Annotated in this window: 15 protein-coding genes; 2 read left to right on the forward strand and 13 right to left on the reverse strand. The window is 68.8% G+C overall.

Features of this window, described 5'->3' with window-relative positions; translation table 11 throughout:
- The first annotated feature begins 288 nt into the window (after positions 1 to 288).
- On the forward strand, positions 289 to 1,521 hold the full coding sequence (locus BW41_RS10390) for a phospholipid carrier-dependent glycosyltransferase (RefSeq protein WP_037534227.1): 1,233 nt from the start codon (positions 289 to 291) through the stop codon (positions 1,519 to 1,521).
- Between the two features lie 25 nt (positions 1,522 to 1,546).
- Here BW41_RS10390 and BW41_RS10395 read toward each other — a convergent pair whose 3' ends face one another.
- The 3 genes from BW41_RS10395 to recO are packed head-to-tail and all read right to left on the reverse strand — an operon-like array spanning position 1,547 to position 4,457.
- Positions 1,547 to 2,644 (reverse strand): glycosyltransferase family 2 protein, encoded by a 1,098-nt coding sequence (locus tag BW41_RS10395; protein ID WP_037534276.1) that lies wholly within the window; start codon positions 2,642 to 2,644, stop codon positions 1,547 to 1,549.
- Positions 2,645 to 2,654: 10 nt separating this feature from the next.
- On the reverse strand, positions 2,655 to 3,698 hold the full coding sequence (gene leuB, locus BW41_RS10400; protein WP_037534228.1) for a 3-isopropylmalate dehydrogenase: 1,044 nt from the start codon (positions 3,696 to 3,698) through the stop codon (positions 2,655 to 2,657).
- A 27-nt stretch (positions 3,699 to 3,725) separates the two neighbouring features.
- Positions 3,726 to 4,457 (reverse strand): DNA repair protein RecO, encoded by a 732-nt coding sequence (gene recO / locus BW41_RS10405; protein ID WP_037534229.1) that lies wholly within the window; start codon positions 4,455 to 4,457, stop codon positions 3,726 to 3,728.
- 157 nt (positions 4,458 to 4,614) lie between these two features.
- Between recO and BW41_RS21240 the strand changes: the two genes are divergently transcribed.
- The gene (locus BW41_RS21240) at positions 4,615 to 4,782 is read left to right on the forward strand and encodes a hypothetical protein (protein WP_153810800.1); all 168 of its coding nucleotides are present in this window, start codon (positions 4,615 to 4,617) and stop codon (positions 4,780 to 4,782) included.
- A gap of 127 nt (positions 4,783 to 4,909) precedes the next feature.
- Here BW41_RS21240 and BW41_RS10410 read toward each other — a convergent pair whose 3' ends face one another.
- From BW41_RS10410 to BW41_RS10455, 10 genes are all read right to left on the reverse strand, one after another.
- Entirely contained in the window at positions 4,910 to 5,791 is an 882-nt protein-coding gene (locus tag BW41_RS10410) for a GNAT family N-acetyltransferase (RefSeq protein WP_081793039.1), read from the reverse strand.
- The gene (locus BW41_RS10415) at positions 5,788 to 6,738 is read right to left on the reverse strand and encodes a polysaccharide deacetylase (RefSeq protein WP_037534230.1); all 951 of its coding nucleotides are present in this window, start codon (positions 6,736 to 6,738) and stop codon (positions 5,788 to 5,790) included. The genes BW41_RS10410 and BW41_RS10415 overlap by 4 nt, the downstream gene beginning before the upstream one ends.
- Positions 6,739 to 6,778: 40 nt before the next feature.
- A complete protein-coding gene (gene uvrC, locus BW41_RS10420) occupies positions 6,779 to 8,701 on the reverse strand; it encodes an excinuclease ABC subunit UvrC (protein WP_037534279.1) in 1,923 nt (640 codons plus the stop codon).
- A 97-nt stretch (positions 8,702 to 8,798) separates the two neighbouring features.
- Complete coding sequence (locus BW41_RS10425) at positions 8,799 to 9,257, reverse strand: hypothetical protein (RefSeq protein WP_037534232.1); 459 nt, start codon at positions 9,255 to 9,257, stop codon at positions 8,799 to 8,801.
- Positions 9,258 to 9,330: 73 nt separating this feature from the next.
- Positions 9,331 to 9,651: a DMT family transporter gene (locus BW41_RS10430; protein WP_037534234.1), complete on the reverse strand. Its 321-nt coding sequence runs from the start codon at positions 9,649 to 9,651 to the stop codon at positions 9,331 to 9,333.
- A gap of 188 nt (positions 9,652 to 9,839) precedes the next feature.
- On the reverse strand, positions 9,840 to 10,481 hold the full coding sequence (locus tag BW41_RS10435; RefSeq protein WP_037534235.1) for a F0F1 ATP synthase subunit B family protein: 642 nt from the start codon (positions 10,479 to 10,481) through the stop codon (positions 9,840 to 9,842).
- Positions 10,474 to 10,968 (reverse strand): F0F1 ATP synthase subunit B family protein, encoded by a 495-nt coding sequence (locus tag BW41_RS10440; protein ID WP_037534236.1) that lies wholly within the window; start codon positions 10,966 to 10,968, stop codon positions 10,474 to 10,476. Before BW41_RS10440 ends, BW41_RS10435 begins: the two co-directional genes overlap by 8 nt.
- Before the next feature lie 60 nt (positions 10,969 to 11,028).
- The gene (locus BW41_RS10445) at positions 11,029 to 11,256 is read right to left on the reverse strand and encodes a F0F1 ATP synthase subunit C (protein ID WP_037534237.1); all 228 of its coding nucleotides are present in this window, start codon (positions 11,254 to 11,256) and stop codon (positions 11,029 to 11,031) included.
- Between the two features lie 41 nt (positions 11,257 to 11,297).
- Positions 11,298 to 12,089, reverse strand: a complete 792-nt coding sequence (locus tag BW41_RS10450; protein WP_037534239.1) for a F0F1 ATP synthase subunit A — start codon at positions 12,087 to 12,089, stop codon at positions 11,298 to 11,300.
- A gap of 36 nt (positions 12,090 to 12,125) precedes the next feature.
- Complete coding sequence (locus tag BW41_RS10455) at positions 12,126 to 12,452, reverse strand: AtpZ/AtpI family protein (RefSeq protein ID WP_037534241.1); 327 nt, start codon at positions 12,450 to 12,452, stop codon at positions 12,126 to 12,128.
- Positions 12,453 to 12,619: the final 167 nt, after the last annotated feature.

Genomic DNA, 12,619 nt, shown 5'->3' on the forward strand with positions numbered 1-12,619 from the left:
CCCCCCCCTGCGCCTCCCTCCCCAGCGACCGTTCGCAATTCGCGCCGTCCCGCTATGTCCTCCGCGCCTCCGCAAACCCGCTTCTCCGCGACTTCGCCTGACCCATCCTCGTTCACCCGTACATTCGCCCGGCGAGGATACAAACGGAGGCGCGGGGATTGCATCGGGAACCGTGACTCGCTGCCGATTAGGAGAAGGAATGCGATCCGGCGGCGCGATGGGGCCAGCGATGCCCGAGCGCCGTTTGCCCCCTCTTGCCAATCGTGCGGGCGGCGGAGACAAGGTCGCGTGCGTCTGCTGTCCCGCCCCCTCCCCGCCGCGCTGACGATCGGGCTCGTCGCCGAACTGCTGTTCTGCTGGCGGCTGACGACGCCGCATATGCTGGTGTTCGACGAGGTGCATTACGTGCCGGCGGCGCGGATGCTGCGCGATCTCGCCGGGCCGGTGAACATCGAACATCCCTTGCTGGGCAAGACGCTGATCACGCTCGGCATGCTGATCTTCGGCGACGGGCCGCTCGGCTGGCGGGCGCTGTCGACGGTGGCGGCGACCGGGGTGGTGGTCGGCGTGCATGCGATGCTGTGGCAGATCTTCCGGCGGGTGCGCACCGCCAATATCGGCGCGGTGCTGGCGCTGCTCAACTTCACCATCTTCATCCAGGCGCGGATCGCGATGCTCGACGGCTTCATGGCGGCCTTCGTCGTCGGCGGGCTGGCGATGCTGCTGTGGGCGATGCGGAGCGAGGGCGGCGCGGTCTGGCGGCGGTGGCTGGGCGGCACGGTGCTGCTCGGCCTGGCGATCGGCACCAAATGGACGGCGCTGCCCTATCTCGGCATGGCGGGCGCCGCCTTCCTGCTCGTCCGCCGCCGTCATCCGGATCTGTGGCCGGGGCTGCCGACGCTCGCCGGGCTGGCGCTGCTCGGCGGCGTCGCGGCGGCGACCTATTTCGCGACCTTCTGGCCCGCCTTCCTCTACGCCGACCAGCCGCTGACGCTGGCGCGGCTGCTGCCCTTCCAGATCGACATGTACCATCAGCAGACGCAGGTGCTGCCGCCGCATACCTATCAGTCGAACTGGTGGACCTGGCCGTTCGACTGGCGCCCGGTCTGGTATCTCTACGAGCCCGCCGACGGCGCGCAGCGCGGCATCCTGATGCTCGGCAATCCGGTGGTGATGTGGGGCGGGCTGGTCGCGGTGATCGCCTGCCTGATCGCCTGGGCACGCGGCCGCGACGCGCGCGCCGGCGGCATCGCCTTGCTGTGGATCGCCAGCGTCGCGATGTGGGCGCTGATCCCCAAATCGCTCGGCTTCTATTATTATTACTATCTATCGAGCATCTGGCTGGCGCTGGTGATCGCCGCCGCCTTCGATCACTGGCGCGACCGGCTGCGCTATTGGGACGAGGCGTTCCTGGCAGCGAGCGCGGTGCTGTTCATCCACTTCTATCCCATCCTCTCCGCCGCGGCGCTGCGCGGGCCGCAGTCGTTCCACGGCTGGATGTGGCTCAAGAGCTGGATCTGACCCGGTTCGCGCACCAGCGCGGATCCTAATACCGCCCCCAGACGAACTTCGACGACAAAGCGTAATTCCACACCGCGCCGACGAGGATGCCGAGCAGCGCGGAGGCCGCCGCGCCCTCGTTGTGCACGTCGTGGACGAAGGCGGCGACGCCGACATTGGCGACGACGCCGACCGAGCAGACGACGCAGAAGGACACCCAGCCGTCGACCAGCGCCCTCGCGCCGCGCAGCCGCCGGTCGCGATAGGTGAGCGCGTTGTTGAGGAAGAAGTTGAACGTCATCGCCGCCAGCGCGCCGAGGATCTGCGCGAACAGGAAATGCGCGCCGGCGAGCATCGCCGCGGCGAGCACGCTCATATGCACGCCGACGCCGAGCACGCCGATGCCGGAGAACATCGCGAACCGCACCGGCACAAAGCGGCCGAACATCCGGTCGTAGAGCGCGATCAGATATTCCATCGCGACGACGTGATCGAGCTTCGACTCGCCCTCGCTGCGGCAGCGGAAGGTATAGGGCAGTTCGGCGAAGCGCAGCGGCTCGGGCGCCGCGGTCATCAGGTCGAGCAGGATCTTGAAGCCGATCGCCGACAATTCGGGGGCGAGCCGCCGCGCCTGCTGGGTGCGGATCGCGAAGAAGCCGCTCATCGGATCGCTGAGGTCGCCCTTGAGCACGCGCCGCGACAGGCGAGTGGCGAGGGCCGATTTGGCGACGCGGTCGCGATCCCAGTCGCCGGTGCCGCCACCGTCGACGAAGCGCGAGCCGACGACGAGGTCGAGCTCGGCATCCTGCTGGAGCCGGTCGAGCATGCGCGGCAGCAGCCTCTCGTCATGCTGAAGGTCACCGTCGATCACCGCGACGACGGGCGCGGCGGTGGCACACATCCCCTCGATACACGCCGAGGACAGGCCACGCCGGCCGATGCGGTGGATCACCCGCACGCGGGGATCGACGCGGCCGATCTCGCGGGCAGCCTCGGCGGTGCCGTCCGGGCTGTCGTCGTCGACGAAGATCGCCTCCCAGCCGCGGCCGGCGAGCGCCTGGTCAAGCCGCGCGACCAGCAGCGGCACGTTGGCGCGCTCGTTGAACGTCGGGATGACGACGGCGATCTCGAGCGGGGCGCTCACGCGGGCGCGATCACAGACCGGCGAGCACCGCATCCCCCATCGCGGAGGTCGACATCGTCCCGCCGAGATCGGCGGTGCGCGCGCCGCCGCGGATCGCCTGCGCCACCGCCGCCTCGATCCGGTCGGCCGGCGCGGCCTGCCCCAGCGAATGGCGCAGCATCATCGCAGCAGAGAGGATCGCCGCGCACGGATTGGCCTTGCCCTGGCCGGCGATGTCCGGGGCGGAGCCGTGGATCGGCTCGTACAGCCCCTTGCCCGCGTCATCGAGGCTCGCCGACGGCAGCATGCCGATCGACCCGACGCACATCGACGCCTGATCCGACAGGATGTCGCCGAACAGATTGCCGGTGACGATGACGTCGAACTGACCCGGATCGCGCACCAGCTGCATCGCCGCATTGTCGACGTACATATGGGTGAGCGTGACGTCGGAATAATCGGCCGCGACCTCGACCACCACGTCGCGCCACAATTGCGAGGTTTCGAGCACGTTCGCCTTGTCGACCGAGCAGAGCCGGCCGCGCCGCTTGCGCGCCGTCGCGAAGCCGACGCGGGCGATGCGGCGCACCTCCGCCTCGCTGTAGCTCATGATATCATAGCCTTCGCGCTGGCCGTCGGCGGTGGTGCGGCGGCCCTTGTCGCCGAAATAGACGTCGCCGTTGAGCTCACGGACGATGACGAGATCGATCGCCCGCGCCACCTCGGGCTTGAGCGCCGAGGCGTCCTCCAGCCCGGCGAACAGCGTCGCCGGGCGCAGGTTGGAGAACAGGCCGAGATGCTTGCGCAGGCCGAGGATCGCCTGTTCAGGGCGCAGCGCGCGCTCCAGCGAGTCGCAGCGCGGATCGCCGACTGCGCCGAACAGCAAGGCGTCGGCGCGGCGTGCGAGATCGAGCGTCGCCTCGGGCAGCGGGTGGCCGGCCTGATGATAGGCGACGCCGCCGACCGGCGCCTCCTCGTAGCGGAGGTCGAGGTCGAGCGCGTCGAGCACGCGGCGCGCCTCTGTGATGACTTCGGGACCGATGCCGTCGCCGGGCAGGAGTGCGATCAATGCCATGGCGCTGCCTAGCCGTGCCGCCGCTACTTACGCAACGGCCCTTTTGAGCATCGCGACCAGCCGTTCGCGCGCGACGAGCGGATCGGCCCGCCGCTCGACCAGCAGGTCGCGGGCGAGGAAATGGCCGGTGATCGCGAGCCCGGCGAGGATATCGGGCCAGTCGGCCGCACCGCCCTCGGTCAGAAAAGCGGGCAGCGCGAACAGCCGCTCCTCATAGCCGAAGGCCGCGCCGCGGCTGACCGCCCCCCCGCTGCGCGGGCTGACGAAGGCGAGATCGTCGCCGCCGCCGGTGACGACGCAGGCGCTGAGATCGAGGCCGAAGCCGAGCTCGGCGAGCAACAGCAGCTCGTAGCGTGCCAGCGCGCTCGCCCAGCCGCGCGCCGCCGGCGCCGCCTCCACCGCATCGAGCACCGCGCCCAAGGCGTCGTAGAGCCGCGGATAGGGCTGCGCCTCGGGCAAGGCGGCAGCGGTCAGCGCGGTCAGCCAGGCGAGCGCCGCGGCGGGGAGCGGCTCGCCGTGCAGCGCGGCGCGGCTGTGCAGCGGCTCGACGGTGAGCGCGGCGAGCTGTTCGCCGGTGCGGGCGCGCCATTCGCCGGCGATGGCGTTGGCGGGCTGGAGCACCGGCCGCAGCTGCCGCGACCGGCCGCCGCGGACATAGCCCGGCTGGACGCCATCACCGCGGGTCAGTGCCCGCACCACCGCGCCATGCTCGCCATGCGCACGGGTCGCGAGGACGATGGCTTCGGCGCGCAGGTGCATTTGGAGGATATAGGCTGCGGAGGGCCAAGAGTCAGGGCGTGTTCCTTCGCCTGCGGTGCCGGCCTGAGAATGCCAGGGCACCGCCCCTGCGGTCCGTCGAATATGGACGGCCTCCGCGTCCCGGCCTATTCTTACCCAGCGGATCAGGAGCCGGATGATGATGCCAATATGGGTCTATGTCGTCGTCGCGTTCGTCATCGCCGGAGCGTCGTTCGTCGTCGCGCAAATCATCCCCGGCGCCGGCATGACCTTCGTCACCACCGCATCCACCATATGGGTCAGCTACGCCATCTGGCGCGGACGCCGTCGGGCCAGACTCGGCTAGCCTGGGGTGTAACCCGGACGAGACCTTGCCGGGCGGAAAGCGATTCGACCCTCGGAACGCCGTTTTTATCGGTTCAGCGATATCGGATATCCGTCATGATGGCAGAAAACCCGCGGTTGCTCGGCGTCTACCGTCGCACTCTTCTGGCCAGAGCGGCGATGCGCGGATCAACGGCGGCGCGCTTCGCCCGCGCGATCATCCCGTCGAACGTCGCCAGCGCCAGCGCCAGCGCGCGATTCGACAGGGTCGGGCGCAGCAGCAGCAGGTCGACGCAGGCGATGCCGCCGGTGGCGAACTGGCGTTTGTGCTGGCCCTCGCCCTCGGTGAAGTCGAAGCGGGCGAAGCGGTCGCCGAACAGGTCGCGCAACGCCGCGGCGTGCAGCACGGTGCCGGGCGAGAGATCGCCATAGGCCGGATCGTGGCCGACATGATCGTAGCGCAGCGCGCTGCCCTGTGCGGTGCAGCAGAGATAGGCGACCGGTGCGTCGTCGATCCGCATCAGCCATGCGCGCAGCCCGTCTGCCGCGGCGCAGGCGGCAAGGTGCGCGACCGCTGCCGGATCGTCGGGCAGGCCGGCGTCGAGCAGCCGCTCCTGATAGGTGGTCGCCGAGACGGCGCGGGCCAGCGGGTGGAAGGCCGCGAAGTCTGCGGCAGTCCGGTAGGCGCGGATCGTCATCCCCGCCGCCTCGGCCTTGCGAACCTTGCGGCGGAGCGTCGCGCGCGTCGACCCCGACAAGGAAGCGAGCCAGGCGTCATGGCCGATGGTGAGATCGGTGTAGAAGCGCGTGTAGCGCTGCCGCACCAGCGCCACCCGGCCGCTGCGATCGATCCGGTCGATCAGCGCGGCGGGAAGCGAGGTGATGAGGTAACCCTCGCCTTCCTGCGGCGGAAGCGACGGCACCGCGCCCGCGAGCGCCGCGTCGAGCGACAGCGCGAGGCGGGTCAGGCTGCGGTGGACGGTGAGGATCGTGCGCGCGCCGATCTGGAACCTCAGCGCGATCCGGCTCATCCGGCGCGTTCCCCCACCCAATTCGACCAGAGCTGCTCCGCCTGCCGCAGTCGCCGACGCAGCGCATTGGCGCCGAGCGGGCGATCGTCGCGATCGAGCGCGAGCGTCGGACGGTCGGCGAAATGCGTCGTCGGCAGCGCCTCGGTGCGCAACGCAAGCAGCCGGCACAGCGTATCGAACCGACGGACATGAACGCCGTTCGCGCGCGTGCCCAGCCGGTTGGCGAGTTCGAAGCCGTGGCTGACGATCGTCACCGCGGCATGATCCTCCGCCACGGCATGATCGAGCGCGGCGGCGGTCTCCGCCCCGGACAGGGCGCACAATTGAAAGGTCCGCCACAGCCCCGGCGCATCCTCGATCACCGTCACCGGCACCTCGACCAGATGATGCGCGACCGGCGCGATCTGCGCCGGCGGCAGCGCGATACGGCTCTCCTCGGGTTCGCCGCCGTTATGGCTGCTGTCATAGACGAAGCCCAGATCGGCGAGCGCGCGCAGCGTATCCTCATTCGCCGCGTAGCCGCCCGCGCGGAAGGCGATCGGCAGCGGCGCCCCCGCCGCGACGAGCAGTTCCACCGCGCCGCGGAGCAGGTCGCGCTGCGCGTCACGGCCATATTCGTACAATTGGAAGCGGCCGTGATGCGCGCCGCGATCGCCGACCCGCGCCGCGGTCCAGTTCGGATGGAGGTGGAGCTGCACCTCCTGCCCGGCGGCGAGGATCGTCTCGACCATCCGCTTGACCGGTGCGAGACCGAAGACGAGCGCCGGCATCGGATCGACGAAGAAACACGCCTTCAGCCCGTGCGCGGCGAGTCGTTCGAGCTGATAGCCGAGGCCGACGCCGGCCGGCTCGATCGAGCGCGCATAGATCGTCTCGACATCCAGCCCGGCGGCATGGTGCCGCCAGGCGAATTCGGTGTCGATGGTCAGGAAGACGCGCGTCGTCATACCCCGCCTTACGGCAGGAAGATGAACTATTGGTAGGCTTTCACCGCGCGTGGTAGAAGTCGTACACCTGCTGCGCGACACCCGCCGACACGCCCGGTGCCTTCTTGAGATCCTCCAGACTGGCGTTGCGGACGGCGCGGCCGGTGCCGAAATGCATCAGCAGCGCCTTCTTGCGCGCCGGGCCGATACCGGGGACTTCGTCGAGCGGGCTCGCGCCGATCGCCTTTGAGCGTTTGTCGCGATGCGCGCCGATCGCGAACCGGTGCACCTCGTCGCGCAGCCGCTGGAGGTAGAAGAGCACCGGCGCATTGACCGGCAGCTGGAACTCGCGCCCGTCGAGCATATGGAACACCTCGCGCCCGTCGCGACCGTGATGCGGCCCCTTGGCGACGCCGACCATGCACACGTCCTCGATACCGAGATCCTCGAGCACCGCCTTGGCCGCGTTGAGCTGCGGCTTGCCGCCGTCGATCAGCACGAGGTCGGGCCAGGTGCCGTCGTCGCGATCCGGCGCCTCGTCGAGCTGGCGGGCGAAGCGGCGGCGGAACACCTCGCGCATCATGCCGACGTCGCTGTCGGTCGCCGCCTCGTTGCCCTTGATGTTGAACTTGCGATACTGGCCCTTGCGGAAGCCCTCCGGCCCGGCGACGACCATCGCGCCGAGCGCGTTCGTCCCCTGGATATGGCTGTTGTCGTACACCTCGATCCGGTCGGGCGGTTCGGGCAGATCGAACAGCTCCGCGACCTCGCGCAGCAGCCGCGCCTGCGTCGTGCTCTCCGCCAGCCGCCGTTCGAGCGCCTCGATCGCGTTGCGCTTGGCCTGGTCCATCAGCCGACGCCGGTCGCCACGCTGCGGCACCGACAGCGCCACCTTATAGCCGGCCCGTTCGCCGAGCGCCTCGCCGAGCAGCATGCCCTCGCCCAGCTCGCGATCGAGCAGGATCGTCTTGGGCGGCGGCACCTCCTCGTAGAATTGGGTGAGGAAGCTGACCAGCACCTCGTCTTCCGGCACGTCGTTGGTATGCTGCGGGAAGAAGCTGCGATGCCCCCAATTCTGGCCGCCGCGGATGAAGAAGGCCTGGATGCCGATCGTCCCGTCCTTGCAGGCGAGCGCGAAGACATCGGCGTCGCCGACCCCTTCCGCGTTGATCGCCTGCGATCCCTGGACGAAGGTGAGCGCCTTCAGCCGGTCCCGCAGCAGCGCGGCCAGCTCGAAGTCCATGTTCTCCGCCGCCGCCTGCATCTGCACGCCGAGCTTGGCCTGTACCTTGGTCGATTTGCCGGCGAGGAAGTCGCGGCAGTCGGCGACCAGTTCCTGATATTCCTCTTTGCCGACCCGCCCGACGCACGGCGCTGAGCAGCGCTTGATCTGATAGAGCAGGCACGGCCGGTCGCGGGTCTTGAAGAAACCGTCGGTGCACGAGCGCAGCAGGAACAGCTTCTGCAGCGCGTTGAGCGTGTTGTTGACGCTGCCCGCGCTGGCGAAGGGGCCGTAGTAATTGCCGGGCGCGCGGCGGGCGCCGCGATGCTTCTGCACGCGCGGGAAGTCATGATCGCCGCGCAGCAGGATGAAGGGGAAGCTTTTGTCGTCGCGCAGCAGCACGTTATACGCCGGGCGGTAGCGTTTGATCAGCTGCGCCTCGAGCAGCAGCGCCTCCGCCTCGTTGTTGGTGGTGACGATCGTCATCGAGCGGGTCTGCGCGATCATCCGCTGCAGCCGCTTGGTCAGCCCCTTGACCTGCGTATAATTGGCGACGCGCTGCTTCAGCGAGCGCGCCTTGCCGACGTAGAGCACGTCGCCCTTGGCATCGTGCATGCGATACACGCCGGAGCGGCTGGGCAAGGTCGACAGCACGTTGCGGATCGCCGCGACGCCCGCATCGAGATCCGGCGTATCGGACCCGCGGACGGTGAAAGTGGCGCGCTCTTCGTTGAATCGATCGGGGGGACCGTAACCGGACATCTGCGCCATGTAGGAGTCGACGGCGGGGAGGACCAGAGGCTTGGGGGGCGGAAGCGTCGCTGCGCGTTCGCCCGATGCCCTCGGGCGATCGGGTCGCCTACCGGCCGCTCGGGAGCGCGCGGCGCGTCTGCACCTTCGGCAGCGCCGGCTCGGGCGGCGCGCCCTCAATCGCGGCGAGGTCGGTGCCCAGCTTCTTGAGCAGCGCCGGCGTCATCTGCCCGCCGCTCAGCGGGGCGAGCTTGCGCAGCGACAGCGTCTGGAATTTGGGCAGATTGGGATCGTCGCTCATCCCCGGCACGTCGCGATCGAGAATCGCCTTGGTGCGCGGATCGGCGATCAGCTGCGCGATCGGCGTGTCGAGCGAATAGCCGCCGACCGGCGCCGGTGCCGGCGTCGTCACCGGCTCCGGCTGGGGCTCCTGCGCCGTGTTCGGTGACGGCCCGGGCGCCGCGGCGTCGCCCGCTGGCAGATCGAGCGCAAATTTGTCCGCCGCCTGCGCGGCCTGCGACGATTGTGCCTGACCCAGCGTCAGCGCGGCGAGCAGAAGGATCGACATCGGGCCACCTCGACAGCGGCGCATCGAGCCGCGCCGCACCGCCTTGTAGCAGCCCGGCGCGCGCGCGAAAGGGTCAGGCTTGCGCGAACAGCTTGGTGCCGACGATGCCGATCACGGTGAGCGCCATGAACGCCGCCTGCATCCCGCTGACCTTGTCGCCAAAAAGCAGCACGCCGCCGATGATGACGCCGACCGCGCCGCAGCCGGTCCACACCGCATAAGCGGTGCCGGCGGGCAGCCCGCGCATCGCCAGCGCGAGCAGCCCCATGTTGACGAACGACAGGATGATCGGAACGCTCGACGCCTGCCACGACGCGACCGTCGCCGCCCATTTCAGGCTGAGCGCCCAGCAGATCTCGGTGAATACGGCAACGGCGAGGATGAGCCACGACATAGGATATCTCCTGTACGGGCTCATTCGGTCGGGACGGCGCCGGAAACCCGGGAAGAGACGCGCGTCGTGATCCTGCCCGGCACGGACCACCGTGCGGCAGGCGGCGGAGGGGCTTCCACACGCGCTTACGCCTGCAAGCCCCCCTCCGTCAGCGCTGGCGCGCTGCCACCTCCCCGTGCCGGGGAGGATTAATTGGGTCGGCCGAGTCCGGCGATCGAGCGGTCGATCATCGTGCGGTCGGCTTGCGCGTCGAGCTGCTCGGCGATCAGTACCGCGGCGGCCTTGGCGGCCGTTTCGGCGGCGAGCGCGCGGACCTCGGCAATCGCGGTGCGCTCGGCGGCGGCGATCTTGTCCTCGGCGCGCTTGGTGCGGCGGGCCATCAGCTCCTCCGCATCATGCTTGGCCTTGGCGATGATCTGGTTCGCCTCCTGCTGCGCATGGTGACGCATCGTCGCGGCGTCCGCCTCGGCGGCCTTGGCCTTGGCGGCATATTCGTTGCGCAGCACCTCGGCCTCGGCACGCAACTTCTTCGCCTCGTCGAGCTGCTGCCGCACCGCGGCGATCTGCTTGTCGAGGCCGGCGGCGATCTTGGCGGGCACCTTGACGATGATCATGCCGATCAGCACGACCAGCGCGGCGATACCCACCCAGCCGGTGGTGTTGAAGCCGAGCGCGGTCGGCTCCACGACATGGTCCGCCGCCGGTTCGGAGACGTTGGCGGTGAGCTGGCTGCCGTCGCGGACGTCGCGCGGCTGCATCGCCTCCGACGACGCGGCGTCGGACAGATTGGCGGCGACGGTGGCGTTGGGGTTGCTGGCGGCATTAGCCATGCGCATTGCTCCGGCGCACCGCGTCTGCGGCGGCATCGATACTGACGGTGAGCCCGGCGACCTTGGCGACCAGCTCCTGCGCGACATCCGCCGCGACCGACTGGAGGTTGAGCATCGCCTGCGCCTTGGCATTGCCAACCGCAAGGTCATGATGCGCAAGCCGCTCGGCGAGCTCGGCGTCGGCCGAGCGGATCTGGCTTTCGGCGGCCTTGGCGGCCTGCGCCTTGGCGGCGCTGGTCTCGGCGAGCGCCGCGGCGCGCGCCTCGTCCATCCTCAGCCGCCAGGCGGCTTCGACCTGGTCGGCGGCGACACGCGCCTGTTCGGCCGCGGCGAGGTCCGCCGCGATCTGGCCTTCCCGCGCGTCCACGGTCGCGATGACCTTCGGCACCATGACCTTGCCGATCCCGAAATACAGGATGCCGAAGGTGATGAGCAGCCAGAAGATCTGCGAGGCGTAGGTAGCAGCGATCTGCGAAATCTGAGGCATTGAAGACCTTTAGCGCGACCGAGCGTCAGGCCGGGGACACCCCGGCCCGACAGCGAGGAATCAGGCGACGAACAGCAGGATGATCATCGTCACGAAGGCGAGCAGGCCGAGCAGCTCGGCGCCCGCGAAACCGATGAACAGACGGCCCTGCTGGCTGTCCGCGGCACCCGGATTGCGCAGTGCGCCCTCGAGGAACTTGGCGAACACGTTGCCCACGCCGAGCGAGGCCACGCCCATGCCGATCGCGGCCAGACCGGCACCGATCATCTTGGCGGCTTCTGCGTCCATGTCAAAACTCCCGTATCATATCAGTTAGGTTGGAAAGAAACTCAGTGCAGGTTGACGGCGTCGTTGAGATAGACGCTCGTCAGCAGCGCAAAGACATAGGCTTGGATGGCGGCGACCAGCAGCTCGAGCAAGGTGATGCCGATCATCAGCAGGAAGCTGGGCAGCGACACGAGCAGGCCATAGCCGATGCCGAGGTTGAGGCCGTTGATGACGAACGCCGCGAGCACCTTGAGCAGGATATGCCCGGCGGTCATCGCCACGAACAGTCGCAGGCCAAGGCTGAACGGCCGCACCAGAAAGCTCATCAGCTCGACGACGAAGATCAGCGGGATCATCAGCTTGGGCGTGCCGTGGGGCACGAACAGGCTGAAGAAGTGGAAGCCGTGCTTGCCGAAACCGACGATCAGCACGATCGCGAAGCTGATGATCGCCAGCACACCGGTGACGGTGAGGTGGCTGGTGATGGTGAACGGATGCCAGCCCGGCACCACGCCGACCGGGGTCAGGCCCCAGACGTTGGCGAACAGGATGAACATGAACAGCGAGAAGACATAGGGCACGAAGCGCTTGCCGGCCGGCCCGATGTTCGAGGTGAGCATGTTGGAGACGAAGCCGGTGAAGCCCTCCACCGCGGCCTGCCAGCGGCCGGGGACGAGCTCGCGCTTCATCCCGCCCAGCATGAACAGCCACAGGCTGACGAGCGTGATCACCATCCACAACGCGGAGTTGGTGAACGAGATGTCGTACCCCGCGACGATCCAATGCCGACCGAACAAAGGTTCGATCAGGAACTGGTGCATCGGATCGATCTTGCTGCCCGATTCTGCCGCCACGCGGGTCTTTCGCTCCCTAATACGACAAACGCCCGGTTATTCCGGGCGTTCGCCTGCAATCCGAATGATCTGCCTGAACGCGACGGCGATTCCGAGGAACAGCATCACGATCAGTGCCCAGGGCGTCGTGCCGAACCAGCGGTCAATACACCAGCCGATCAGCGCACTGCCGACCAGACTCCCGATCAGGGCGGCGAGCACGCGATTGCCGAGCGAATATCCCGCATCGGCCGTCGGCGCCCCCTGCCCCGTCCGCAACGCCTCCTGATGCCGGGCTTCCTTCAACCGCTCGTCGAGCGCGGAAAGCCGCGGATCGTCCGCGCTGGTGAAGTCTCGTCCGGTTCCGTCGTCCGCCACGCGCACCCCCTCGTCTGGTCTCGTCAGCCGGGGGAGAAAGCGCGCAGGGCGACCGATCCCGCCAAGGCAAGGGTCGTTTAGGTAAGGGGTGACAGGGTGTCAACCGTCTGGTTCCTGCCCCAATCCTCGCCGACACGGGGAGGTGGCGGCACGTCAGTGCCGACGAAGGGGGG

It is taken from the genome of Sphingomonas sp. RIT328, assembly GCF_000632225.1.
Classification (GTDB): Bacteria; Pseudomonadota; Alphaproteobacteria; order Sphingomonadales; family Sphingomonadaceae; genus Sphingomonas; species Sphingomonas kyungheensis.

Bases quoted from the DNA above. Each gene is read 5' to 3' on its own strand.
- recO (WP_037534229.1), bottom strand. From the start codon at position 4,457: ATGCACCTGCGCGCCGAAGCCATCGTCCTCGCGACCCGTGCGCATGGC.
- BW41_RS21240 (WP_153810800.1), top strand. From the start codon at position 4,615: ATGATGCCAATATGGGTCTATGTCGTCGTCGCGTTCGTCATCGCCGGA.
- leuB (WP_037534228.1), bottom strand. From the start codon at position 3,698: ATGGCATTGATCGCACTCCTGCCCGGCGACGGCATCGGTCCCGAAGTC.
- BW41_RS10440 (WP_037534236.1), bottom strand. From the start codon at position 10,968: ATGCCTCAGATTTCGCAGATCGCTGCTACCTACGCCTCGCAGATCTTC.
- BW41_RS10410 (WP_081793039.1), bottom strand. From the start codon at position 5,791: ATGAGCCGGATCGCGCTGAGGTTCCAGATCGGCGCGCGCACGATCCTC.
- BW41_RS10435 (WP_037534235.1), bottom strand. From the start codon at position 10,481: ATGGCTAATGCCGCCAGCAACCCCAACGCCACCGTCGCCGCCAATCTG.
- BW41_RS10415 (WP_037534230.1), bottom strand. From the start codon at position 6,738: ATGACGACGCGCGTCTTCCTGACCATCGACACCGAATTCGCCTGGCGG.
- BW41_RS10445 (WP_037534237.1), bottom strand. From the start codon at position 11,256: ATGGACGCAGAAGCCGCCAAGATGATCGGTGCCGGTCTGGCCGCGATC.
- uvrC (WP_037534279.1), bottom strand. From the start codon at position 8,701: ATGTCCGGTTACGGTCCCCCCGATCGATTCAACGAAGAGCGCGCCACT.
- BW41_RS10430 (WP_037534234.1), bottom strand. From the start codon at position 9,651: ATGTCGTGGCTCATCCTCGCCGTTGCCGTATTCACCGAGATCTGCTGG.
- BW41_RS10425 (WP_037534232.1), bottom strand. From the start codon at position 9,257: ATGTCGATCCTTCTGCTCGCCGCGCTGACGCTGGGTCAGGCACAATCG.